The sequence below is a fragment of the Hyphomonas sp. BRH_c22 genome (assembly GCF_000961795.1).
Classification (GTDB): domain Bacteria; phylum Pseudomonadota; class Alphaproteobacteria; order Caulobacterales; family Hyphomonadaceae; genus Hyphomonas.
This window is the reverse complement of the sequence record NZ_LADU01000075.1, coordinates 25,395-49,392: the sequence shown is the minus strand read 5'-3', so window position 1 is coordinate 49,392 and position 23,998 is coordinate 25,395. Positions and strand designations below refer to the sequence as shown.

23 protein-coding genes are annotated in these 23,998 nt (G+C 64.4%); 12 read left to right on the top strand and 11 right to left on the bottom strand.

Translation table 11 applies throughout. The annotated features are described in order from the left end of the window. Together VR74_RS10055 and VR74_RS10050 are read left to right on the top strand one after the other, a co-directional pair. A partial coding sequence (locus VR74_RS10055) for a cellulose synthase subunit BcsC-related outer membrane protein (protein ID WP_045696389.1) occupies window positions 1-1,474 on the top strand: 1,474 nt, incomplete at its 5' end. Beyond that, window positions 1,471-2,901: a PAS domain-containing protein gene (locus tag VR74_RS10050; protein ID WP_045696387.1), complete on the top strand. Its 1,431-nt coding sequence runs from the start codon at window positions 1,471-1,473 to the stop codon at window positions 2,899-2,901. The genes VR74_RS10055 and VR74_RS10050, both read left to right, overlap by 4 nt. Here VR74_RS10050 and cobB read toward each other — a convergent pair. Beyond that, window positions 2,898-3,623 carry a Sir2 family NAD+-dependent deacetylase gene (gene cobB / locus VR74_RS10045; RefSeq protein ID WP_045696385.1) on the bottom strand — a complete coding sequence of 242 codons (726 nt, stop codon included), beginning with the start codon at window positions 3,621-3,623 and terminating at the stop codon, window positions 2,898-2,900. The two genes, VR74_RS10050 and cobB, sit on opposite strands and share 4 nt — an antisense overlap. A gap of 83 nt (window positions 3,624-3,706) precedes the next feature. Between cobB and VR74_RS10040 the strand changes: the two genes are divergently transcribed. From VR74_RS10040 to VR74_RS10025, 4 genes are read left to right on the top strand one after another with little or no spacing between them, the layout of a single operon-like run. Continuing rightward, complete coding sequence (locus VR74_RS10040) at window positions 3,707-6,019, top strand: S8 family serine peptidase (RefSeq protein WP_299950090.1); 2,313 nt, start codon at window positions 3,707-3,709, stop codon at window positions 6,017-6,019. A gap of 2 nt (window positions 6,020-6,021) precedes the next feature. After that, window positions 6,022-6,651, top strand: a complete 630-nt coding sequence (locus tag VR74_RS10035) for a hypothetical protein (protein ID WP_045696383.1) — start codon at window positions 6,022-6,024, stop codon at window positions 6,649-6,651. 2 nt (window positions 6,652-6,653) lie between these two features. Beyond that, a complete protein-coding gene (locus tag VR74_RS10030; protein ID WP_299950088.1) occupies window positions 6,654-7,292 on the top strand; it encodes a hypothetical protein in 639 nt (212 codons plus the stop codon). Next, window positions 7,292-8,497: a M23 family metallopeptidase gene (locus VR74_RS10025; protein ID WP_045696382.1), complete on the top strand. Its 1,206-nt coding sequence runs from the start codon at window positions 7,292-7,294 to the stop codon at window positions 8,495-8,497. The genes VR74_RS10030 and VR74_RS10025 overlap by 1 nt, the downstream gene beginning before the upstream one ends. A gap of 2 nt (window positions 8,498-8,499) precedes the next feature. Here VR74_RS10025 and msrB read toward each other — a convergent pair whose 3' ends face one another. The 3 genes from msrB to VR74_RS10010 are packed head-to-tail and all read right to left on the bottom strand — an operon-like array spanning window position 8,500 to window position 10,261. After that, window positions 8,500-9,024 carry a peptide-methionine (R)-S-oxide reductase MsrB gene (gene msrB / locus VR74_RS10020; protein WP_045696380.1) on the bottom strand — a complete coding sequence of 175 codons (525 nt, stop codon included), beginning with the start codon at window positions 9,022-9,024 and terminating at the stop codon, window positions 8,500-8,502. Window positions 9,025-9,080: 56 nt separating this feature from the next. Further along, window positions 9,081-9,320, bottom strand: coding sequence for a DUF2164 domain-containing protein (locus VR74_RS10015; protein WP_045696378.1), 240 nt, complete (start codon window positions 9,318-9,320; stop codon window positions 9,081-9,083). Beyond that, window positions 9,317-10,261 (bottom strand): prephenate/arogenate dehydrogenase family protein, encoded by a 945-nt coding sequence (locus VR74_RS10010; protein WP_045696376.1) that lies wholly within the window; start codon window positions 10,259-10,261, stop codon window positions 9,317-9,319. Before VR74_RS10010 ends, VR74_RS10015 begins: the two co-directional genes overlap by 4 nt. A 182-nt stretch (window positions 10,262-10,443) precedes the next feature. Here VR74_RS10010 and VR74_RS10005 point away from each other — a divergent pair, with 182 nt between their 5' ends. Then, window positions 10,444-10,821: a DUF983 domain-containing protein gene (locus tag VR74_RS10005; RefSeq protein ID WP_045696374.1), complete on the top strand. Its 378-nt coding sequence runs from the start codon at window positions 10,444-10,446 to the stop codon at window positions 10,819-10,821. On the opposite strand, the gene VR74_RS10000 is transcribed toward VR74_RS10005, so the two are convergent. The 3 genes from VR74_RS10000 to VR74_RS09990 form a co-directional block, all read right to left on the bottom strand. Then, on the bottom strand, window positions 10,818-12,248 hold the full coding sequence (locus VR74_RS10000; protein ID WP_299950084.1) for an EAL domain-containing protein: 1,431 nt from the start codon (window positions 12,246-12,248) through the stop codon (window positions 10,818-10,820). The two genes, VR74_RS10005 and VR74_RS10000, sit on opposite strands and share 4 nt — an antisense overlap. Window positions 12,249-12,420: 172 nt before the next feature. After that, window positions 12,421-12,765: a P-II family nitrogen regulator gene (locus VR74_RS09995; protein WP_045696373.1), complete on the bottom strand. Its 345-nt coding sequence runs from the start codon at window positions 12,763-12,765 to the stop codon at window positions 12,421-12,423. A 57-nt stretch (window positions 12,766-12,822) separates the two neighbouring features. Next, the gene (locus VR74_RS09990; protein WP_045696371.1) at window positions 12,823-13,566 is read right to left on the bottom strand and encodes a methyltransferase domain-containing protein; all 744 of its coding nucleotides are present in this window, start codon (window positions 13,564-13,566) and stop codon (window positions 12,823-12,825) included. A 63-nt stretch (window positions 13,567-13,629) separates the two neighbouring features. Here VR74_RS09990 and gloB point away from each other — a divergent pair, with 63 nt between their 5' ends. Both gloB and VR74_RS09980 read left to right on the top strand, forming a co-directional pair. Continuing rightward, entirely contained in the window at window positions 13,630-14,391 is a 762-nt protein-coding gene (gloB, locus tag VR74_RS09985; protein WP_045696370.1) for a hydroxyacylglutathione hydrolase, read from the top strand. Beyond that, on the top strand, window positions 14,391-14,837 hold the full coding sequence (locus tag VR74_RS09980) for a cupin domain-containing protein (RefSeq protein WP_045696368.1): 447 nt from the start codon (window positions 14,391-14,393) through the stop codon (window positions 14,835-14,837). The genes gloB and VR74_RS09980 overlap by 1 nt, the downstream gene beginning before the upstream one ends. Window positions 14,838-15,120: 283 nt before the next feature. On the opposite strand, the gene phbB is transcribed toward VR74_RS09980, so the two are convergent. Then, complete coding sequence (gene phbB / locus VR74_RS09975) at window positions 15,121-15,846, bottom strand: acetoacetyl-CoA reductase (protein WP_045696366.1); 726 nt, start codon at window positions 15,844-15,846, stop codon at window positions 15,121-15,123. 150 nt (window positions 15,847-15,996) lie between these two features. On the opposite strand from phbB, the gene phaR reads away from it, so the two are divergent. Next, a complete protein-coding gene (phaR, locus tag VR74_RS09970; protein WP_045696364.1) occupies window positions 15,997-16,569 on the top strand; it encodes a polyhydroxyalkanoate synthesis repressor PhaR in 573 nt (190 codons plus the stop codon). Window positions 16,570-16,648: 79 nt separating this feature from the next. Here phaR and VR74_RS09965 read toward each other — a convergent pair whose 3' ends face one another. Further along, window positions 16,649-17,227 carry a hypothetical protein gene (locus VR74_RS09965; protein WP_299950083.1) on the bottom strand — a complete coding sequence of 193 codons (579 nt, stop codon included), beginning with the start codon at window positions 17,225-17,227 and terminating at the stop codon, window positions 16,649-16,651. Between the two features lie 158 nt (window positions 17,228-17,385). Further along, window positions 17,386-18,117, bottom strand: coding sequence for a glycosyltransferase family 2 protein (locus tag VR74_RS09960; protein WP_045696362.1), 732 nt, complete (start codon window positions 18,115-18,117; stop codon window positions 17,386-17,388). 154 nt (window positions 18,118-18,271) lie between these two features. Between VR74_RS09960 and VR74_RS09955 the strand changes: the two genes are divergently transcribed. Further along, window positions 18,272-20,347, top strand: coding sequence for a glycosyltransferase family 39 protein (locus VR74_RS09955; RefSeq protein ID WP_045696360.1), 2,076 nt, complete (start codon window positions 18,272-18,274; stop codon window positions 20,345-20,347). A 51-nt stretch (window positions 20,348-20,398) separates the two neighbouring features. Beyond that, window positions 20,399-21,712, top strand: a complete 1,314-nt coding sequence (locus VR74_RS09950; RefSeq protein ID WP_045696358.1) for an amidohydrolase — start codon at window positions 20,399-20,401, stop codon at window positions 21,710-21,712. On the opposite strand, the gene VR74_RS09945 is transcribed toward VR74_RS09950, so the two are convergent. After that, complete coding sequence (locus VR74_RS09945) at window positions 21,709-23,949, bottom strand: TonB-dependent receptor (RefSeq protein ID WP_045696356.1); 2,241 nt, start codon at window positions 23,947-23,949, stop codon at window positions 21,709-21,711. The genes VR74_RS09950 and VR74_RS09945 overlap by 4 nt on opposite strands. Window positions 23,950-23,998 lie beyond the last annotated feature (49 nt).

Genomic DNA, 23,998 nt, shown 5'->3' with positions numbered 1-23,998 from the left:
CGTTTCCGGTGGCGCGCTGCTGGATGGCGCAGGCGCCGCCTATGAGGCGGGCGACTTCCATCAGGCCCGCAGCCTCGCGCAACAGGCCGCCAGCCGGGCACCCACACAGCGCGCGGGCCTCATGCGCGCCGCATGGTCTGATCTTCAGCTCGGGCATGCCACCGAAGCGGCGGGTGCCTTCAGCCGCCTCTATCTTGAACGCCCGGACGCGGAAGCCGCCGAAGGCTACGCGCTGGCCGCAGAACAGTCAGGCGATCTGGACAGTGCCGCGGCCCTCGCGCGCACGCTGGGCGGCCCGCTTGGGGCAATGGTCACTGCGCGCTACGCGGCGGCCGCATTCAATCAGGGCGATTACCTCACCGCCCGCGCCCACGCACCGGATGCCTATGGCGCGCTAGAAGGAGTCGACCGCACCTGGTATCGCCAGGCCGTTACGGCCCGCAGCCAGGGCGGAACCAGCGGCGAGAACCGTCTGCGCGGCTTTGTCTCCACGACATCTTTCGGCACCACCCGCGGCGCCCACCGCCTCGAGGCCGGCATCGCCGTCTACACGCTCGATCCCGGCGCCAGCTCCTCGCCTGCGCGTGCAGCCTCGCGCGAAACCCTCGCCGCACCCTACCTCGCATGGAGCCGGGAAGGCGACACAAGCCTCGCCGCGCGCATTGGCTTGATGCCAGTCGGCGCCGATGCGGATCCGGTCCTCACCGGAGAGATCGCGATTGCGCATGAATCGGCAGGCCGCGCCGTCGAGGCCCGCGCCTATGTCCGCCCGAAAGCCGACAGCGTGCTTGCCCTCGCCGGCCAGCAGGACACCGGCGGTAATACGTTCGGGCGCGTCACGGAAGCGGGCGCATCGGTCCGTGCCCGCCTGCCGGTCGGCAAGCTGCACGCCGTTCAGGCAGACCTGTCTGCCGGTCAGCTGGAGGGAGAGAATGTCGCATCCAACACGGTCGTCTCGGCGGGCATTTCCGCGTCCCGCTCGATCCGGCGCGACGGCTTTGCCTATCTCGTCACCGGGCCGTTCTACCAGTTCCAGTCCTATGACAGGAACACAAACTTCTTCACGCCCGGCCATGGCGGCTATTTCAGCCCGCAGGCCTTCCATCGCGCGGGCTGGTCGGCCAATGCCCAGACCGATCCGCTCAAAAACTGGATCGCCAAGGCGGATATTGCTCTCGCCCACGAGACGGTTGAAGAGGATCCTGCGCGCACCAACCCGCTCCTGCCGGGCCCTCAGCCGCTTGTCGGCGGCAGTGACAGCACAGGCATCGCAGGCGCCCTCGATCTCGCCATCGCGCGGCGTGTCAATTCCGATGTCATCATCTCGGCAAACCTCTCGGCCATTGCGTCTGAGGCCTATGAAGACGTTCGCATCGGCCTCGCGCTGACCTGGGTGCCGGGCGGGCGCGCAGGCCTCGTGCGGACAGACCTGCCGAACGATCCGTTCAATTCCGCTTCCTGGGTACAGCCATGAATACAAACGCCCCCTCCGAGCGCCCCAATCGCGGCGTACAGCTCACCCGCAGGCTGGAACGCAGCGATCCCTTCCTCATGCGCGCCGTTCAGGCCGCCGCGCTGATCGGCTGCATACTCGGTATGCTGATCTATTCGCTGCAGGTCGTCCGCGAGGATACGCAGGCCAACCGGAGTGCGCTGACGAAGGCGGCTGCCGTCGGCCAGGTCGCGGCGGAGGCCGATACTGCCCGGCTCGATGCGGCGGCACTGGAAGCGGCGCCGCTCATCGCGGCTGCGCTGGCCGAGGGCGCCTCGCCCGCTGCGCAACGGACCCTCAAGGCGAGCGTGAGTGAGCGTCTCGCTCCCACGCCTGTTACGGCGATCATAGTGTTCAGCCCGCGCGGCGAAGCGGTGTCGGTGTTCGGGCAGCTGCCTGCGGATGTGGCGGGCACCATCGGCCCCCGGCCGTCCAGCCGCCGAGCAGGCAATGAACTCCTCGGTCTTGAACTCGTCCCTGTGTCGAAAGGCCGGGCCGCCTATTATCGCGACCTGCCAATGCCGGATGGCCAGCCCGTTCAGGCCGCCCTGGTGCTCCGCAAGGACGCCTTTCAGTCCGCATTGCAGATCGGTGCGGCGGCCGGAAATGGCTGGCGCGCAGCCTTGCTCAACCGGGACGGCGACGCGGTCCTGACAGCCGCCGGAGACCAGCGCGCCTTTGACCAGGCCGATGCGGCTCTTGTCGGCTCCGCCCTTGGCTGGCCTCCGCTCCATGCCGATGAATCCTCAGCCGCCGGCCGCGTGTCTGGGCAGCAAAGCGGAACCTTCGTGGAAACCCGGGCCGTCGCAGGTGGCATGCTCCAGGTCGCCTATGTCGGCGAAGCGCCCTCGGTCCTGTCGGTCCTCGCCGCGCGCCGCTACCAGTTCCTCGCCTTGTTCGGGGCCTCCATCCTGGCTGTCCTGCTCGCCATCTCGGTCGTCCAGAACGAATGGCAGCGTCATGACCGCCACGTCCGCGACGCAGACTTGATTGCCGCCCGCGCCGAGATCACCTGCGACCTGCTGGCCGCCGGGGTGATCGACTGGTCGGTGGCAGACGGCGTCGTCGATTATTCCGAAGGTTGGGCCGACATGTTCTCGCAGGGCGACGAACCGGCGTCGGAGGAGATCTTCGACTGGATCGCCCGCATCCACCCGGACGACCGCCTTGCCGCGCGTGAGGCCTACCAGGCCATGCTCGAAGGCACGCAGTCGGAACTCGTCCACCGCATGCGTATCCGCATGTCATCCGGCCTCTGGGTGCAGGTTGTCGAGCGCGGCCGTGCGATTGCGGGCGTTGACGGCCGCGTCAAGCGGATCGTGCTGGTCCAGACCACCGAGCCGGTCGATGGCAGCGCGCTGCGCAATGCCTTTGGCGGCCTGACCCTGCCGGACGTCCGCGCCGGCTAAAGCCGCCGCATTATCTCGCTCGCCCAGTCCGGCACCAGTTCGCTCGCCTTGCCATAGCGCGCCTCGTCGAAAAAGCTCGCCCCGTCCGAGGGTTCGAGGTTCAGCTCCAGCGTCCGCGCCCCGGCCCGGCGCGCCAGCTGCACGAAACCGGCCGCCGGATAGACATTCCCGCTGGTCCCGATCGACACGAACAGGTCGGCCCGGGCAAGTTCTGTTTCGATTTCATCCATGTAGAGCGGCATCTCGCCGAACCAGACGACGTGCGGGCGCATCAGGCCGACGGCTTCGCAGGTGGGGCAGGGCGTCCTGACGCCGATATCATCGGGCCAGCGCACCACACCTCTGCACGCTTCGCACCGCACTTTCAGCAGTTCGCCATGCATGTGCAGCACGTTCTGGCTTCCCGCCTGTTCATGCAGGTGGTCGACATTCTGCGTGATCAGCGTGAAACGGCGCCCGGCAGCCTGCAGGGCGGCCTCAAGCTCGGACAGGGCCAGATGGGCGGCATTCGGTCTGGATGTCTTCAGCTGCGCCCGGCGCGCATTGTAGAATCCCTGAACGAATTCCGGATTGCGCGCAAAGCCCTCCGGCGTGGCCAGGTCTTCGAGCGGGTATTTGGTCCAGATGCCATCCACATCGCGGAATGTGCCGAGCCCGCTTTCTGCGGAAATTCCGGCACCGGTAAGCACAACGACACCGCGCTGTGCGTAAGCATTGGACATGTGGGCGGCCTCGTCATAATCTAAACACACGGTTAATGTAGGGGACCGGGGGCTAAGTTGGCAATTGTAGGGGACATTCTGACATGCTGCCGAACCTGACCGCTAAAACCACCAGATATGCAATCGGTGCGCTTGTTACCAGCTTTCTGGTGCTCGCCGCCTGCGACCAGCAGAATACGCGGCTGGAGCGGGCCCGCGAACTCGCAGGCGCCACGCTCGACCAGATCAGCGGCCGCGCCGTTGTCGAGCCGGGCGCCGAGCAGACCCTGCTTGCCGCCTCCGTCATGGACCGGGCCATTGCCGGCACCGTCGTTAACGAGATCGCCTTCCAGGCCGAGAATGAGCGCGCCATGTTCGCCATCGGCTCGATCATTGCGAAACCCAAGGACATTGTATCCGTCGCTCTTGACGAGGAAGACGTCCTGTTCATGGAAGAAGAAGAGTTCTTCGAGGAGGTTGAACCGGACGCAGCCATGATGGAAATGGCTCCCGGTGCTGCGGACGATGCGCCTGTCATGGCCGCTCCGCCACCGCCAGCCGCCATGGGAGATATCCGCCCGGCGCGCCTCATGCCGACGGTCAAGCTCGATCCGTCTGCGCCCGAGGAAACCCGCGAAGAGATTGCGAAGGCAACGCGCGATATGGAACAGACCGCCGCTGCAGAGCCTGTACCCGTCGCCCGAACCCGCAGCCTTGCGCCCCGGACGATGGAGGCTGCCATTCCGGCGCCCCGAACCCTCGAAGCCAGAAAGCTGGCGCGCCGTTCGGTCATCACCGGTGATGCGATCCGCAAGCAGCAGGACGCCAATTCCGTGATGCTCGATACGCTGTCCAAATACGGCATGGACGGGCAGGTTGCCCTGTCCCGCGAAGGCCAGATGGTGATCCAGATCGGCGCCGATGGTGCCGATCCGACTCAGTTCACGCCCGAGAAGCTCGCGGCAACGCAAGCCAGCTTCCTCGCGGTCGACAGCGGCGCCGGCTGCCCGGATTCGACCGACCTTGTGACGGTGCAGTCGAACGCGGCCCTTGCAACCGAGTGTATCGTGAAAGACCTGCGCGCATCGGGACAGTTCGAATATGTCGAGAAGGACTATATCTTCCAGAACCAGTTCGTCCGGCGTCCCCGCGAGACCGGTCCGGGCACCAGTACCGGCACGACCACGCCCGCCGATGCCATTCCCGGCGACACGCCTGAAACGCCTGTCACGCTGACCGACGTCACGCCCAATGACCCGCTCTGGAGCCTGCAATGGAACTTCCAGAACAATGGCACGGACGAAGGCACGTCGCCTGGCGGCGCGGGCTTCCAGGATTTCTGGACCCGGCAGGCCAATAAAGGCTCCAGCGATGTCATCGTCGCCGTTGTCGATACCGGACTGCAGATGCAGCATCCCGACATCAAGGATTCGCCGAATGTGGCGCCCGGCTGGGACATGGTTTCCGATCCGCGCATGGGCAATGACGGCGATGGCCGCGACGCCGATGCCAATGATCCGGGCGATATGTGCGATCCTTCCCAGCCTTTCGCGGCAGACACGTTCCACGGCACGCACGTGGCCGGCACGATTGGCGCAGCCGCTGCGGACAATGCCACAGGCGTGGTCGGCGGTGCCTGGAACGTGAAGATCGTGCCGGTGCGCGCGCTCGGCAAATGCGGTGGCCGCCTGTCTGACATCAATGATTCCATCCGCTGGGCCGGCGGCCTGATCCCCGGAGAGGATTCTGAAGGCAACGAAGTGTGGAATGACAACCCGGCCGACATCATCAACCTGTCCATCGGCCTGTTCGAATTCTGTCCAGCCTCGCTGCAGGACGCGATCGATTCCGTCACCGAGCGCGGCGTGATCGTGGTCTCTGCAGCCGGCAATGCGCGCGTCTCGACGCAGTATTACGCGCCAGGCGGCTGCCAGAATGTCATCTCGGTTGCGGCAGGCGATGCGCGCGGCCAGATCGCGCCCTACTCGAATTTCGGGCCGAACGTGACCGTCATAGCGCCGGGCGGCGACCTCACCCGCGACGACAATGGCGACGGGCGTCCGGATGGTGTCCTGTCGACCAAGGCGGCCAGTAATTGCTACGATCCGGTCACCGGTGAAGGCGTCGACACCTGCTTCTACGCCTATGAACAGGGCACCAGCATGGCTGCGCCGCATGTCTCGGCCGCGCTCGCCCTGCTCAAGGCCCGCACACCTGAGGCCACCGCAGAGGAGCTGAAAGCCACGCTGATTGCCGCCCTCGATACGCGTGAACCGCTCCAGTGTTCAGGGTCATGCGCGCTCTATCCCGGCACGACACCCATTCCGGGCAGCCCGGACATGTGTGCCCGGCCGTGCGGCGGATTGCTCAATCTCGCCAATGTGCCGCCGGTCAATTCCGGCGGAGGTGCCCAATAGGCATGGCGGGCGTTCGCTCCCCCTTTCATTTTGGCGGCCCGCTCGGTCTTGCGGGCCTCACATTGCTTGCGGGTGCGACCGGCCTCTTCGTCCTTGCCGGCTCGCCGGATGGTACTGACCAGCCGGTCGTGCCGCTCTCGGGCCTGGCGGATATGCAATCAGCGCCTCAACCAGATTCCCGCGTGGATCGGGGGTCTGACCCGCTGATCGGCACCCTGCCGGATGTTCCGTCACGGCGCGATCCGGCCGGGATCCCGTCAGACGATCCCGCCCTCCGGCCTGAACAGGCCGGTCCGAACGTGATCACGGCCCAGGCACAGGGCGCTGAAGTCATCTTCATCGTGCGCATCAAGGGCGCGCCCGAAATCGATTCGGTGGCCCGTCTCTACAAGAAAGACCCCGCCGCAGCGCAGCAGGCGTTTGACGACTATGTCCGGCGCACCCCCGCGCTCCGGGATTTCTCGCTCGTCGGCGCCAGCTATTCCGGAGAGGTCAGGCTGTCCTACCAGATGCCGATGGGTGTGGAACCGACCCGTTCGGAAATCCGTTTGGTGCAGGAGAAAATCATGGCTGTGGAAGGGGTGGCCTATGCCGATCCCGACTATGTTGCCCATCCCGGGAAGGAAAACTGATAATGAACACGTCCAGCATGATCGCCCTTGCGGCGGTCCTCGCCTTCGCCCTGACGGGGTGTGATCGGCTGAAAGCGCCGGATTCGCCGTCGGAAGCCCCCGCCGACCCGGCCACTGAAACAGCCGAATTGACACCGGGCGAGCCAGACCTTGTGGTCCGGCCACAGGCGGTCGAGAACACGGCAGGCATCGATTGGGAAGCAGCTCGCCGCGACATGGCCTCAGTGCCCAGCGACCAGCGCGCGCAGGGCAATTTCCAGGTCGAGTCCGGCGCTGCAGCCGCGCCCGTCCCGGTTCTCCTGCCCACCGGCATTGTCGTGCCCCAGTCGGCTGAAGGCGGCGTCAAGTTCCAGCCCATGAGCGACGGCTATTTCGCGACCTATCCCGGCGTCGACTATGACATCGTGGTCAACGGCACGAACGAAATCATCGGTGCAGGCGATGAGCCCCATGCAGGCGTCGATACCGAACCGGCCTTTGAATCGACCGCGTCCGGGGCCCAGGTCGTGTTCTCGCGTTACGGCGCAGACTATCTGATCGAATTCGAATGCAAGAATATGACGGGCGCGTCCCCGACCTGCATCACGCAAGACGAAGCGCTGGAGATCGCGCGCAAACTGGTTATCGCGGGGACACGCTAATGCTGAAGAAGGCTTCATTCGTCCTGGCAGCCTTTGCCCTGACGGGTCTGGCGGCGTGCGATTTCATCCGGTTTCCGGGTGATGGCGGCCCGCCCCCCAGTACGCCTGAACCCGGTCCCGCTGTCCCCCCCGGGGCGCCCGGACCGCCCCCTCCCGGCACACCCGTCGACGACCCCTATGGCGACACCGGCACGTCCGCGCCGGATAAGCCTGATGACACCGGCACGCCGGACACCGACCCGGTTTCGGCCGATGATCCGGTCACCTCGCCAGATACGGACGTCGACGTGCCCGATGACACGCCCGCCGATGTGCCACCCGCGACAGACCCGGCCGATGCGCCGGATGCGGGCGACACGGTGCCGGACGTCACCGAGCCGGTCGACGACCCCGTTACACCCCCGGCCGACACCACCGACACGCTCGACACCCCTCCTGTCGACCCCGTGACACCTCCCGAGCCCGAGCCCACACCGGAGCCGGTCTTCAGCTATCATGCGCCCGGCGCGCTGCTGCCCGGCACAGGGCAGGGCTCGATTGACCAGATCGTCCATGCGCCGGACATCGTCTTCCCGATCGCGGGTACTCCGGCCTACCTGCAGTCACAGGTCTTCACCTTTGGCGGCGGCGTTGGCGGCGGCGACCAGTGCGACGCGCGCAACTACGCCTATCCCTGGCGTGACAATTTCTGCGAAACGCGCAGTGCCAATCGCGGGTCTCCCCTGTGTCCGGCCCCGAAAATCCACCAGGGACAGGATATCCGCGTCGGCACGCCCGCCCAGTGCAACAGCCTGCGCCAGGCCTCCCCGGCCGACCGCACCCTGCATGAAGCCGTCGCTGTCGAAGACGGCGTGATCTCGAATGTCGGGTCCTATTCGGTCAGTCTTCGCGCCGGTGGCCGTATCTACAAATACCTCCACCTCAACATGGCCAAACTTAAGGTGAAGACAGGCGACGCCGTCACCGCGGGCCAGCCGCTCGGCTATGTCTCGAACGATTTCGGCGGCTCGGCCACCACGTTCCACCTGCACTTCGAAATCGTCCAGAACACGGCTGATATGGGCTGGATCCATGTCCCGCCCTATCTGTCACTGGTTGAGGCCTATGAGCGGCGCGAAAGCGGTCGGGGCGAAGAGGTCGAACAGAACCTGTCGGTCGCCTCCGTTCCCTTCGTCATTCCCGAAGGCATGGAAATCGTCGAATAGGCTCAGGCGGGCCTGAAGGCCAGCGCGACGCCATTGTTGCACCAGCGCTGCCCCGTCGGCGCGGGGCCGTCATCGAACACGTGACCCTGGTGTCCCAGGCAGCGCGCACAATGGTATTCGGTACGTGTGTAAATCAGCTTGCGGTCCAGGCTGGTCGCCATGGCACCCGGCAGCACATCGTAGAAACTCGGCCATCCGGTGCCGCTGTCGAATTTTGTCGCAGACGAAAACAGGGGCAGGTCGCATCCGGCGCAATGATAGGTGCCGTCACGTTTTTCCGCATTCAGCGGCGAAGTGAAGGCGCGCTCGGTATCGGCCTTGCGCAGCACGTTGAACGCTGCCGGTTCCAGGCGCTCGCGCCACTGGTCCTCGGTCAGGGCCCGCCATTCATTCCCGGCATAGGCGTCAGCTGTCTCGCCAGGTTCGGACTTGTCGGCGCCCGCGGAAGAACAGGCCGCCACGGCCAGCGCAGCCGAGCCTGACAGGAGAAGGGTGCGACGGGAAAATCTGTGTGCCATGCGTGTCATACGTTCCTGCCTAGCAAGCGGTTCATACACACGACACACACAAGCGCGTGAGCCCGTCAGATGCTGTCATCGACCCAGACTTCCCCGTCCAGGTCATCCAGCTTGCCCTGCAGATGCGCCCGTACATCCTGGACGGCCTGGTTGTAAACCGCCGGGCCCAGGGCCTTCAGCATCAGGTCGACGATTTCACCGGCCCGGAATTCGCTCAACTGCTCGTCAAACTCGGTCCGGAATTTCTGCCGGACGAGGCGGCACAGCGCGTCGCGGCGCTCCGGGGTCAGCGTGATCTCCTTCACGCCTCCGACCCGGGCTCCGGCAAGGGATTGCGCCCGAAATTCACCGCGCCGGAATCCTGCCCGGCGTCGATGATCGCCTTGCGGATCGTCCGTGCCCGCGAAAATTCGCGCATCAGCATGTCGCCGTCGCCCCAGCGGATGGCGCGCTGCAGCGCCGCCAGGTCTTCGGAAAACCGTCCCAGGCATTCGAGCACGGCGTCCTTGTTGTTAAGGAACACGTCGCGCCACATGACCGGGTCGGAGGCCGCTATACGGGTAAAATCGCGAAAGCCGCCGGCCGAGTATTTCACCACTTCGCCCTGTTCCACGGTCTCCATGTCGAACGCGGTCGAGACAATGTTGAACGCGATGAGGTGGGGCAGGTGGCTGGTAATCGCCAGCACGCGGTCATGGCGCGCCGCATCCATTGTCTCCACCTTGGCGCCAAGCGCCTGCCAGAAGCGCGTCAGCGCATCGACGGCCGCCATGTAGCCGTCTGACGTGTCATTGCCGGGCGTCAGGATATGCCAGGCCCCCTTGAACAGGCTCGCAAATCCCGCTTCCGGGCCGGATTGTTCGGTACCGGCAATCGGGTGGCCAGGGATGATGTGAACCCGTCCGTCACCGGCCGCCGCCAGCGCCACGGCCGCTTCGCCCTTGACCGAGCCGACATCGGTCAGGATGGCCCCGGCCTTCATATGCGGCACGGTGGCTGCCGCAACCGCGCTCAGAGCGCCCACAGGCACGCACAGGATGACGCAGTCCGCCTCCGCCACCGCCGCTTCCAGTGTCTCCGCCACTTCGCCGAGGCCCAGTTCGCCGGCCCGGCGCCGCACATCGTCACTGGCATCATACAGGCTGACAGATCCTGCCGCGCCATACTCGCCGGCAGCGCGCGCAATCGAGGCGCCAATCAGGCCGGCGCCGACAATAGCGATCGATGAAAAGACAGGTTCAGGCATGTGGCGGCACTCGTGTTCAGGCAATCTGCGCTGTTCTCGTGTGCAAAGGCAGGGCCGAGGTCAAGTGCGGTTGCGCGTTAATCGCAGGCCGGGGCGGCCGCAGAATGGCCGCAGCGACGGTTTGGCGCGGGTTACATCTGGCCGCGCCTTACTACATAAAGAAGCAGTTAGCGGAGAATGACATGCCGAATTCGTCCCCCATCCTTGCGGGTCTTCGCCTGCGCTGCGGCCGGTGCGGCAAGGGCAAGCTGTATTCCGGCTATCTCAAGCTGAACATGGCCTGTCCGGTCTGCGGACGCGACATGACCACAGCCGACACGGCCGATGGCCCGGCATTCTTCGTCGGTTTCGGCGTGCTGGTCCTGCTCGCGCCGTTCCTGTTCCTGCTGCCGATGAGCCCGTTGCCGGTCGTCGCCAAGGCCATCGCATTCGCTGTTCTGTGCGCGGCGCTGATCGGGCTTTGCCTCATCCTGTTGCCCATCGCCAAGGCGGTCCTGCTCAACCTCCAGCTTCACCATGATGCCGAACAGGTAACCGCCTCGGACATCAAGCACCGCTAGTTCACCGCGCTCCAGCCGCCATTGCGATGCAGGCTTCCGAGCAGTTCTTCAGGCCGCTTCACACCGTGCAGCTTGTCGGCGGCATCCGGGCGGCCGAGCGCATAGCCCTGGAGGAAATCGCATGCCAGCAATTGCAGGATCGCGGCCTGGTCCTCGGTTTCGACGCCTTCGGCGACGACCTTCATGTTCAGGCTGTGACCCAGGGCAATGATCGATTTCAGCAACTGGCGGCCGGTTGGCCCGATATCCAGCTGCTGGATGAAGGCCCGGTCGATCTTGAGCCCATCGAATTCGAATTGCTGCAAATAGCTCAGCGAGGAATAGCCCGTGCCGAAATCGTCGAGCAGGACCTTCACTCCCAGTTCGCGCAGTCGTTTCATGGTCCGCTGGGCTTCACCCGTATGTGAGATCAGGACGCCTTCGGTAATCTCGATGTGCAGCAGGTTCGGGGCAATGCCATGACGCTCAAGCGCGGCTTCAACGCTACTGGCAAAGCCATCGACCCGGAACTGGACCGGCGACACATTGACGGCGATCGGGATGGTCTTCTGGCGCTTGATTTCCAGCATGGCCTGGTCGAGCGCCCAGGCGCCCAGTTTGGAAATCAGGCCGCTTTCCTCGGCGATCGGAATGAATACGCCCGGTGAGCCTGCCTGGCCCGGCTTGCTCGGCCAGCGCATCAGGGCCTCGGCACTCATCACCTTGCCGGTGCGCGCGCATACGAGCGGCTGATAGACAAGCTGGAGCTGGTTGTTCATCAGCGCCAGGTCGAGTTCGGAATTGATCGTGCGGCGCAATTGCAGCGCCTCGTCCATTTCAGGCGAATAGACGCGGATGCTTTCCTGCTTCTCGCTCTTGGCGGCAAACATCGCCACATCGGCGCGCCGCAGGATTTCCGTCGCAGGCGAATCGTCCTGCCTGGCGGGGGCGATGCCGATACTGGCCTTGATATTGATCACATCCTCACGGATGCGGAAGGGCGCCGACATGGCCTTGTCGATCGACTGCGCCGTCTGGGTGGCGCGGTGGACCGAGTCGGGGCGCGTGATCAGGGCTGCGAATTCCCCGCCGCCGACACGGGCCAGAAGGTCCTTCTCGTGAAGGCAGCTGGTCATCCGCATGGCGACGGCCTTCAGGAGTTCGTCGCCGGTCTCGTGTCCCAGCGTGTCATTGACCACTTTGAACCCGTCCAGGTCCATCACCATCAGCGCGGGCTCGGGGCCATCCTCGCTCAGCGCGGCACTCAGCCGGTCATGCAGGGTGGCCCGATTGGGCAGCTTGGTCACCGGGTCTGTCGAGGACAGTTGGGCGAACTGTTCACGCACGGCGGCCAGCTGGGCCGTATGACGCGTGCCCTGCCACAGGATGATCGCGGCCAGCAGTGCCAGCGAGATGTTGGCGAGGAGGATTGCGGACAGCACGCTCATGCGCCTGCCTCGCCCGAAAGACCCGGAATTGAATTTGACATCGAAGCAGCCCTGACTCTGTCTTTAGGCCTGCTCTTCTAATGTCTCCCGGTGCACGAACGCTTGCGCCGGACATGGAAACATCACTGTCCGGGTTAACTTCAAATTTTCCATCATTGCGGCGTACGTCAGGTCAGCCCGTCAGGGCCTGTTCGTCACGCTCGCCGGTCCGGATGCGCACCACCGAATCCACGGTGAGGACGAATATCTTTCCGTCACCGATCGTCCCGGTATTGGCAGCGGCGGAGATGGCGTCGGAAAAGCGCTCCACATCGGCGTCGGCGCACGCGACTTCCACCCTGACTTTCGGCAGCAGGCGGACTTCGTATTCCGCGCCGCGATAGACTTCGGTCTTGCCCTGCTGGCGGCCATAGCCACGCACTTCTGAAACCGTCAGTCCGGTGGCGCCGGCTTCCGACAGCGCATCAATCACGGCGTCGAGTCGGCTGGGCTTGAAGATTGCTGTGACGAGTTTCATGGTCTGCTGGCCTTTATGTTTTGTGCACTTGCGAACGTATCTGCAGCACGGCGCGCGTCAATGCCTTTCGCGGCCATTGCTTGTCGCAGGCTTGGCCAGGCGCACACGGTCAACGACCGGGGCCACCGCGCCTCCGCCCGGTGAGGCATAGAGCCGCTTGACCGCCTCGACCAGGACCACGCCGCCGAAGCCGGGCGTGATCAGGCGTCCGATCGCGTCCCATCCCTCTGCCGCCGCCGTCACGATCCTGGCCGATACGGGCGGCATGTACAGGGCGCTCGAACTGGCGGTCACCTGGAACAGTCCGATGGACATCAGGTTCATCAACTGGGCCCGGCTCCAGGGGCGGCCCTGCCCGAATGGCGTGCGCGTGGCCCGTGACCAGAGCCCCGCCCGGTTCGAGGCGGCCAGCACAATGCGCCCTTCCGGCGCCATCACGCGCCAGATTTCGCGGAGATAGGCCCGCGGGTCGCCAGTCTCTTCCAGGCCGTGCAGGACGATCACCCGGTCGAACATGCCATCGGGAAAAGGCAGGCGCAGGTCGCCGACCGACACGGCGGCATTGCCCCGTCCGGTCGGGTCCCACTTCACCGGCCCGTGGTCGAAAGGCACGGCCGCCACGCTGCGGCCTGGCTGGTCACCAAACGCATCCAGCACGGGCAGCGCGTATCCAAGCCCCAGCAGGGAGAGATTGTTCGCGTCGCCCCAAAGGTCGATCAGCTTTGTCGACAGGATGCGCGCCGCCGCGCTCCCCAGCGGGGAGGCATAGAACCGTTCGAGCGTGACCGCATCCTGACGCATCGTCTTCCTTGTGTTAGATCAAGGGCTTGTGACCGCTTATAGCGGCAAAGGAGACCCGAAAACATGTTCCAGATACACCAGTTTCCCTGCCTGAATGATAATTACGGATTCCTGGCGCACGACACGGCCTCCGGTGAAACCGCCGCCATCGACACGCCGGATGCGGGAAAATACCTCGCCGAGGCCGCCTCCCGGGGCTGGACCATCACGCAGATATGGAACACGCACTGGCACCCCGACCATGCCGGCGGCAATCTCGCCATCAAGGACGCGACCGGTTGCACGATTACCGGCCCGGCGGGTGAAGCGGCCAAGATTCCCGGCATCGACCGCGCCGTGAAGACGGGTGACTTGGTCACCCTCGGTGCGCTGGAAGCCCATGTGATTGACGTGCCCGGGCATACGCTTGGCCATATCGCCTACCATTTGCCAGCCGAAGCCACCGCCTTTGTCGGCGATGCGGTCTTTGCGCTCGGCTGCGGGCGCGTGTTCGAAGGCAATCCGGGGATGATGTGGGACAGCCTGTCCCGGCTGAAGGCCCTGCCGCCCGCAACCGCGCTTTACTGCGCCCATGAATACACCGCATCGAATGCGAAATTCGCCGTGACGGTCGATCCGGATAATGCGGCGCTTGCTGACTATGCCCGCGAGATCCATGCCAAACGGGCCCGCAACGAATGTACCGTGCCGACACGGCTTGCCCGAGAACTCGCCACCAATCCCTTCCTGCGCGCCGACGATCCGGCCCTGCAGGCGGCGATGGGCCATCCCGGCGACCCGGTCGCCACCTTTGCGGAAATCCGCGGGCGCAAGGACCGGTTCTGATGGACGCCATCTCCGGAGACCTTGGCGCCAATGAGATCATCCGCATGCTTGGCCTGCGGCCGCATCCGGAAGGCGGCCATTATGCCGAGACGTTCCGTGCCCCCTCGCTGCCCGGCTACCGTCCCGCCTCTACCGCCATCTATTTCCTGCTGCAGGCAGATGAAGTCTCGGCCTGGCACCGGGTCGATGCCGACGAGGCCTGGTTCTGGCATGCCGGCGGCCCGCTTTCGCTGACGCTCTCGCCGCCCGGCGGCAATGGCGCGGAAGCCTTCCATCTCGGCCCGGACCTGCGCACCGGCCAGCGCCCGCAGGTCATTGTGCCGGCCCATCATTGGCAGACCTCCGAAACGCTCGGCGCCTGGACGCTCGTCAGCTGCACGGTCGCGCCGGGGTTCGAATTCAAGGGGTTCGAACTTGCTCCGCCTGACTGGCGTCCAAGGCCCTGACGGTCCCTGCCAGACAGGTTTGGCGCCGGGGTCGCCCGCAGGCCGGGCCTCCGGCAGAAACCTGTCCTACAGCGCGCATCCTGGCATATTCTGTGCCCGTTCCGCCCGCGCCCCTGCTGGCGGGACAGCGCGGGAGACGAGGCAGGGAATCGCGACCCTGAACCATCCTCACACACCAGACTGAAACGCGATTCCGGCACTCGCCTCCCGCGTCTTCATAAAAGAAAAACCGGACGGCGCAGGGCCGGTCCGGTTCTTCGGTTTGACTGCAATGCCTGCCAGCCTAGCCCGCGATGTATTGCGCGCCGTTCACGGTCATGGTTGCGCCCGTGATGAAGGCGGCTTCGTCGCTGGAGAGATAGGCGCACATGGACGCAATCTCTTCCGCCTTGCCGAGGCGTCCGACCGGAATGGTCGCGATAATGCCTTCCAGCACCTTTTCCGGCACCGCGCGCACCATTTCCGTATCGATATAGCCCGGACAGACCGTGTTCACGGTGATGCCCTTCTTGGCGCCTTCCTGGGCGAGCGCCTTGGACATGCCGATCAGGCCCGCCTTGGCGGCGGAATAGTTGGCCTGGCCGAACTGGCCCTTCTGTCCGTTGATCGACGAAATATTGATCACGCGGCCGAAATTGCGGTCACGCATGCCTTCCCAGACATGGCGCGTCACGTTGAACGCGGAGGTCAGGTCGATATTGATGACCTCCTGCCACTGCTCGAGCGTCATCTTGTGGAAGGGCGCATCGCGCGTCACGCCGGCATTGTTGATGATGATATCGACGGGGCCGAGGTCGGCTTCGATTGCGGCGATGCCCTTGCCGACCGCGTCATAGTCGGCGACGTCGAACTTGTAGGTCCTGATACCCGTTTCCTGTTCGAACGCTTTGGCGGCTTCGTCATTGCCGCCATAATTGGCAGCCACCTTGTAACCCTTGGTCTTCATCGTCTCACTGATCGCCCGCCCGATGCCGCGCGTGCCCCCTGTGACCAGAACTGTTTTTGTCATGCCTTTTTCCTCCGGCGTTAAGTTGCATCCACTCGTAGCCTTCATGGCCCTCGGACTTCAACTAGGACATTGGTCACACGCAAAATCTGTGCAAACATTGCTGCATAGCACAATAATTGCTTCTCCGATCTGGAGAATAGAGGGCAGGACATGGCCAAGCCAAACGGATCGTCACAGACGATCATCATCAAGAAGTACGCGAATCGGCGTCTCTACGACACATCGACCTCATCCTACGTGACGCTGGACCACTTGTCCGAGCTCGTCCGCGAGGGCCGGGATTTTGAAGTGCGCGATGCCAAATCCGGCGAAGACCTGACCCGTCAGGTCCTCACCCAGATCATTTTCGAGCAGGAAACAAAGGGCGAAGGCGCGCTTCCGCTGAATTTCCTGCGCAAGCTGATCGGGTTCTATGGCGGCGGCGCGCAGACCTTCCTGCCGGCCTTCCTCGACATGTCCATGAACAGTTTCGCTGACACGCAGAAGGAATGGCGCAAGGCGGCCAACCCGATGTCCGCGTTCGAAAAACAGGCCAAGCGCAACATGGCCATGTTCGAACAGGGCATGAAGATGTTCATGCCGACACTCTACAAGGCGTCCCAAACCGAGAAAACCACACCGTCAAATCCGATCCTGGAATTCCAGGCCGAGGCGCTCGCTGCCATGCAGGCACAGATGCAGGCCATCCAGGACCAGCTCGCCGACCTCGCCAAGAAGGAATAGGTCCGGACTCACTGCAAACGAAAACGGCCTGCCCCGGAAACGCGGCAGGCCGTCTTGTTTTCAGCGATTGAAGGCCGTGTCAGACGTCCCCGGCCACCCCGAAGTCGCGCCGTGCCGACACGATGGTCACCACGACACCGGCCAGCACGTCCAGCAAGGCCATCGACATCAGGATGAAGAAGGTCGAGGTCGCGAAGTTCGGCAGGAGCAGGAACTGGATCAGGCAGACGATGAACAGCATCATCGAGATGGCGTGATTGATGATGGTCGAGGTGCCCGTACTGGTCGATTTGAGGATTTCGAGGAACAGGAACACGATCGCCAGCAGCAGGATCGCGTCGCCCTTGGTCAGCATCCAGTCGACGCCGGAAATCATCGGCATGTGCATGAACGGGCCGTTCAGCAGGTTCAGGATCGGCGCGCTGGTCGCCCGCACCAGTTCACCCTGCGCATTCACGGTCTCGACCGCGCCGCCAAAGCCCAGCGCCAGCAGGTTGTAGAGTGCCACCGGAATGACCAGCAGCGGAAAGATTCCGAAAATTGCGCGCATCATGTACCCCTTTTCATTCGAGTCGTTCGAAGCGTGTTTCTCACGCTTCTCGCGTTCCATTTTGGCGACCGCAGCTCCCGCAAGTGCGATCCGTGTCTTGTTGCTCATGTCATCACCACCCGTCATCCGGCTGAGTTAAGATCAGGTTTACCGTATCCGGCACGGCGATGCGAGCGGATTTCCCGAAACGCGGGCAGCGGCCGGGCATATGGGTCGAGAATAGCTGTAATCACGGGCGATTTCGCGTCGCGACGCGAAATTGGCGCCTAGATCTCGTCCGCGCCGCCCGGCTGGCGCCGGCGGCGGATCAGCCACATCACGCCGCGCAGGTCCGACAGGGCATCGTTCAGGCGGCCGAAATTGGTATAGTTCGACGTGCCGCTGCCGCGCGGGCGATGGTTCACGTCCCGGTATTCGACATTGTAGCCCTCGGCCCGCATCAGGGCCGGGACATAGCGGTGCATATGGTCGAAATAGGGAAGGGAGATATAGGCGTCGCGATACAGCGCCTTGGTGCCGCATCCGCTGTCGTCGCAATCATCCTTCAGCAGCCGCTGGCGGATATTGTTGGCAAAACGCGATCCGAACCGTTTCCACGGCGTGTCCTTGCGGCTGGCCCGGCGGCCCATGACCATTTTCAGGTCGGCGGGCGCATCGGCGCGGGTCAGGGCGCGGTAAAGGTCCGGCAGGTCGGCCGGGTCATTCTGGCCGTCGCCGTCCAGCGTACCGATCACCGGCGCCCGCGCAGCCAGGATGCCCGACCGGATCGCACGGCTTTGCCCGGCATTCCTGCGGTGTCCCAGAACCCTCAGCATCGGGAAGCGTGACTTCAGTTCCGACAGCACGGCGCGCGTGTCATCGGTCGAGGCATCGTCGACGAAAACCATTTCAAAGGCGCGCCCGTCCAGGGCCCGCACGATCTCTTCGATCAGCATCTCGACATTGCCGGCTTCGTTGTGCACGGGCACGACAACAGAGAATTCAAGGGAATTGGCCAAATCACTGAGCCTTCAGGCTTGCGGGGAAAACGAACAACGCCTCATAACGAGGCAAACCCGCAAAAGCGAGACCTTACCTCATCTCGTTCTGATACAGGACTTTCTGTCCAAAATCACGAGACGGACCGGACGTGACCCGCTAGAAGGCAGAGCCATGACACTTCTCGACCGCCTCTCGACCGGCTGGAAAGCCTGGGTCCTCCTCTTCGTGCTCACCTTCGCTGCCGCCGCGCCCGGCGTGTTCACCCTGCCGGCGCTGGACCGCGACGAGAGCCGTTTCGCGCAGGCCTCCAAGCAGATGCTTGAATCGGGCGACTATATCCGCCTGCGCTACCAGGACGAGCTGCGCAACAAGAAGCCCGCCGGAATCCACTGGCTGCAGGCCGGCTCCACCGCGCTGTTTACCGGCGCCGAAGCCAAGCAGATCTGGACCTATCGCGTGCCAAGCTGGCTCGGCGTGGCCCTTGGCACGCTTGCCTGTTTCTGGTGCGGCATCCCGCTGATCGGGCGCCGGGCGAGTTTCCTCGGCGCCGCCCTGTTCGGCGCGACCCTGCTGCTCACCAGCGAGGGGCATATCTCGAAGACGGACGGCGTGCTCATCTTCCTGACGACGCTCAGTATCGGCGCGCTCGCCCGGCTCTACATGCAGGGTGACCAGTCGAAACGCATGGCGCTCCTGTTCTGGACCTGCATGGGCCTCGTCTTCCTCATCAAGGGCCCCGTCGGCCCCATGGTCGCCGCCTATGCGGGCGTAGGCGCCTGGGTCTGGACACGGGCGGCGGGCGGCAAGGGCGGCGACTGGTGGCGCGTGCTGCTCTGGTGGCCCGGCCCGCTGATCTTCGTGGCGCTCGTCCTGCCCTGGTTCCTCTGGATACAGGCCGCCACCAGCGGCGAGTACATCAAGGGCGCCGTCGGCAAGGACCTCAAGGACAAGTTCACCGGAGCCTCCGAAGGCCATGGCGGCTGGGCCTTCTACCACCTGACCCATCTGCCCGCCTGGTTCTTCCCGGCCACGCTCCTCCTGGTGCCCGGATGTGCCGCCGCCTGGCAGCGCCTCAAGCCCCGGGGTGACCTTGGCTGGAAATGGCTGCGCGATTCAGCGGCGATCTCGGCCATCGTGTTCGCCTTCCTCCTGGTCCTCTTGTACGTCCTGCCCTTGCTGCCGCGGCCGGACGGCACGGGCCTTGCCGCATCCACCCTGAATTCGCTCGCCTCGCTGAAGACCCTTCCGGCCTATCCGGCCCTGCTGCTCGCCGCCTTCTGGTACATATCGGGCCGCGACGACTGGAAGGCGCGCTGGCCGATCGGCATTGACGGGCTGACGGACGAGACTCGCGCCATCCGCTTTCTCGTCGCCTGGGCGGGCCTGACCTTCATCTTCTTCGAACTGATGCCGACAAGGCTCAGCCACTATATCCTGCCGGCCTATCCGGCCATGGGCCTGCTTTGCGGCTATGCGGCCGTGCAGCTGATGGAAGGCGCGCGCATGCCCGTCAGCCGCTGGATCTCGCTCACCCTGTTTGCCATCGGCGCGATTGCCCTGCTCGCCGCCTCGTTTCCAGGTGTGGCCGTGTACTTCATGGAAGAGACGGCAGGTGATTTCACCACGGCCGCCGCCAGCCAGGTGCTCGAATCCTGGACCGCCTATCGCAGCTTTCCGCTTTGGCTCTGGTGGATCGGCTTTGCCCTGTCAGGCCTCGCCATCATCGAGTTTGCCCGCCGCCATGACGGCCTCGCCATCCTGTTTGCGATTGCCGCCAGCCTCGCGATCGGCTGGCACATCCGCATCTACATGCTGCCGAGCCAGGTCTGGATGCAGCCAACCGAGACCGCCCGCGCCGCGCTGGAAGAGGTCTGCGGCGTCCCGGGCGAGGATGCCGAGTGCAACACGACTGCCCCGCAGCGCATCCTCGCCCTCGGCTATGCCGAACCGAGCTATATCCTCACCCTCGGCACCCAGAACCTGCACCCGCCGGAAACACCGCTCGACCTGCCCGCCGAGCCGTCAGCCTACCCGGTCGTCTACCTCGTCAATTTCGAGGACCGCAAGGCCGAGCCGCCCATCGTGGAAGAAGTCGCCAGCCTGCGCGCCCAGGCCGAAAGCATGGGCCTCTGCGTCACCGAGTCCGAGCCCTACTATGCGCTCAACTATTCGAACGGCGACCCGGTCAATTTCCGCGCCATCCGCTTCGATATGGGCGGGTGTCCGGGCACCGGGCCGGATCAGTGATTTACAGTCCGGCACCGTCCGCCTAGCTTCTCTCCAAAATGGAGAGACAAGATGAACATGAAATCACTGGCCCTGGCTGCCTCCGTCCTTGTGCTTAGTGCAGCGCCAGCGCTTGCAGATGAAGCGCTCCGCGCAGACATTGCCGCGGATTATGACACCCATCTCGGCGCGCTGTTCACCTATTTCCACACCAACCCGGAACTCTCCTTTCGCGAAACCGGTACGGCGAAGATTCTGGCCAGGGAAATCCGCGCCTTCGGCTTTGATGTGACAGAAGGCGTTGGCGGCACCGGCATTGTCGCGGTGATGAAGAATGGCGACGGCCCGACCGTCCTGATGCGCGCCGACATGGACGGCCTGCCGCTGAAGGAAGACAGCGGGCTCTCCTATGCCTCCACGGCCACGCAGGTCGATATTGACGGCGTGGAAAAGCCCGTCATGCATGCCTGCGGCCACGATGTGCACATCACCTCACTGGTCGGCGCGGCGAAGCAACTGGCGGCCCGCAAGGGCGAATGGTCAGGCACACTGGTCCTGGTTGGCCAGCCTGCCGAGGAGCGCATTGGCGGCGCCCATGCCATGATGGATGACGGCCTCTATACCCGCTTCCCCAAGCCGGACTATGCCATTGCCTTCCATGTCGCGGCCGATGTCCCGACCGGACGCATCCAGGTGCCGCTCGATATCGTGGCGTCCAGTTCCGACAGTGTGGACATTCTCGTTCATGGCGTTGGCACGCACGGCGCCTATCCGCACATGGGTATCGACCCGGTCCTCATTGCCTCGCAGATCGTTGTCTCGCTGCAGTCGGTCGTTTCGCGGTCGATTGCTCCGCTTGATCCCGGCGTCATCACCGTTGGCGCCTTCCATGGCGGCGCCAAACACAACATCATCGGTGACAAGGTCGAGATGCAGCTGACGGTTCGCTCCGATCATCCGGACGTGCGCACGCAATTGCTTGACGGCATCGACCGGGTCGCCCGGGGCGTTGCCATTTCCATGGGCGTTCCGGAAGACCTGATGCCGGAGGTCGTCCGCTCAGAGACCGAATCGACACCGCCCACGATCAATGATGCCGATACGGCCCGGCGCCTGCGGGATGTCTTCGTGGCCGCGCTGCCGGAAGGTACGCTGTTTGACCAGCCGCGCGACGGCATGGGCGCAGAAGACTTTGCCTATTTCGTTGCACCTGAAACCGGTGTCAAAGGCGTCTATTTCAGCGTCGGCGGCACACCGGAAGCAGATGTGGCAACAGCACCGTCCCACCATTCGCCCTTCTTCAAGATCGACCCGCAACCTTCCGTCACGCTGGGAACCGAGGCGATGGTTCTGGGCGCAATGGCCCTTATGAAGCCGGTCAGCTAGAAGCTGTAGTCCAGCCGCACGCCGTAAGTGCGCGGGTCTGACCGGAACGTGTTGTAGCCGATGAAGCCATAGCCGGAGAGGGCATAATCCTCATCGGTCAGGTTGCGCCCCCACACGGTCAGGCTGAGGCCTGTATCCGTGAACGTGAAGACCGCCTCGGCCTGCAATGTCGTGAACCCGGCCTGCATCCGCGTCTCGAGGCCTTCCGGGTCGAGATAATAGTCGCCGCGATACTTGGCATGCGCCGCAAGGCTCGCGTCCACGCCCCGTGTCATCGCGAAAGCATAGCGCCCGCCCAGCGTGGCCGACACATCCGGCGCGAAGGGCAGGGGATTGCCGTCGAATTTTGCGGCATTGCCGCCAATATCGGTCACCTGATCGATCCCGGTGTCGAGCAGGGTCAGCCCGGCATTCAGCGTCAGGCCGCTGGCCGGCTGCCATGTCACCTCCCCCTCGGCGCCATGCACGGTCGCGGCATCAAGGTTCGACAGCGAGTTGGACGTGATGCTCGAACCGTCCGGCAAGGGGAAGTTCACGAAAATCCGTGCCTGCGGCGCATCGTAATCCTGCCAGAAGGCGGCAAGGCTCCAGCTCAGCGTATCCGTCGCCCGCGCCTTGTAGCCAAGCTCGTACGCCGTCACCGATTCCGCATCGAACAGGCCTTCGCTCGCAAAATGGGTCGCATTGTTCTGGACTTCGCCATTGAAGCCGCCCGACTTGTAGCTGTCTGAAACGGACGCATAGGCCATGCCCGGACCCATGTCATAGGACAGCGCCGCATTGCCGCTGAGACGCGTTTCGTCAATCGCGTTCGATCCGAAGGCAAGGCCCAGCCCGCCGACATTATTGTAGCCCACAATGCCGTCATCGAACACATGCCGCCCGCCGCCATGCCCTTCGATACGCTCGTCGGTCACGCGCAGGCCCAGCGTGGCCGTCAGGCGCTCCGTCAGGTCGAATTCATTATGCGTGAAGGCGGCCAGCGCCGTGCGCGACTGGTTGATGTCGGTCACCAGAGACATCGCCGTTCCGGGCGATACAGGCGCCGGGCCCGCGCGGCTTCCCGCGCCGACATAGGGGCATGTGCCCAGCAATGTGTCCTGGTCCAGCACGCCGCACCAGATCGTATAGGTCTGGCTGAAATCATCGGCCGATGCGCTGAGGCCCACCAGCGTATGGCCTCCGCTCCAGTCCGTCTGCAGGCGGAACTCCTGCGAATACTGGCGGAACGCACGGTCATAGGCGAGGTTTGCGTTCAGGCCGGGATTACCGAACAGGGCGACGGCGCCGTCAAAGTCAAAACCGTACTGCTGGCCATAACCTTCAAAGGCCGTCAGCGAGGCAAACTCCCAGCGCCCCAGCGCGCGGCTATATTCGGCTGACGCGCCATAGAAGGCATTATCCGTGTCCTGCAGGCCATCGCCCGCAACGGCGATCTCGTGGTTGCCAAGGGCTAGGCTGTCATTGCGCGGCGCGGCATTGACGCCATTTTCTTCCTCGTAATGCGTACGCACCAGCAATTCCCCGCCGCCCGCATTCTCCCAGAGCAGGCCGAGGCGCAGGCCGAATTCGTCGCGCACGCCGCCCGCGTCGACCGGGCCGGCCGTATTGTCCAGCGCCGCATCGCGCGAAAGATACCGCCCGGCAAGGCGGTAGCTGAGGCCGTTACCCGGCGCGGTCCCATAGGCGCCGCCAAGGTCCACGCGGCCGAGATTGCCATAGCCGGCCCGCACATAGCGGCTCTGGCCCTCGCCCGGCCGGACCGAAATGAAATTGATCGCGCCGCCAGAGGCATTGCGGCCATACAGCGTGCCCTGCGGGCCCTTCAGCACCTCGATCCGCTCCAGGTCGTACAGCATCAGGCCGGTCTGGACGTTGGTCGCGAGATAGACGCCATCGGCATAGACGGCCGCCGCCGTCGGCGTCAGCGCCTGATGGTCCACCGCGCCGATGCCGCGGATCTGGAAGGCCACCTGCGTGCCATTGGCCACCGCCGCATCGACGCCGGTCAGCAGGTCGGTCACATCCTCTGCCCCCAGATAGGCATCCGTCAGCCGCAGCGCATCGGCCCCGATAACGCTGACCGACATGGGAATGTCAGCCAATGGCGTAGCGCTGGGCGTAGCGGTCGTCACAACCGGGTCCAGGCGCCGCGCCGGGTCGCTGGGCTCAGCGGCGGCGGGGGCAAAAATTGAGGCAAGGAGAAGCGAGGCGGGGAGGGCGTGAAACGGTTTCATCCGCCGCGCTTAGGCGACCTGAGAATCCTTTGCAACCGTTGCAAATGTT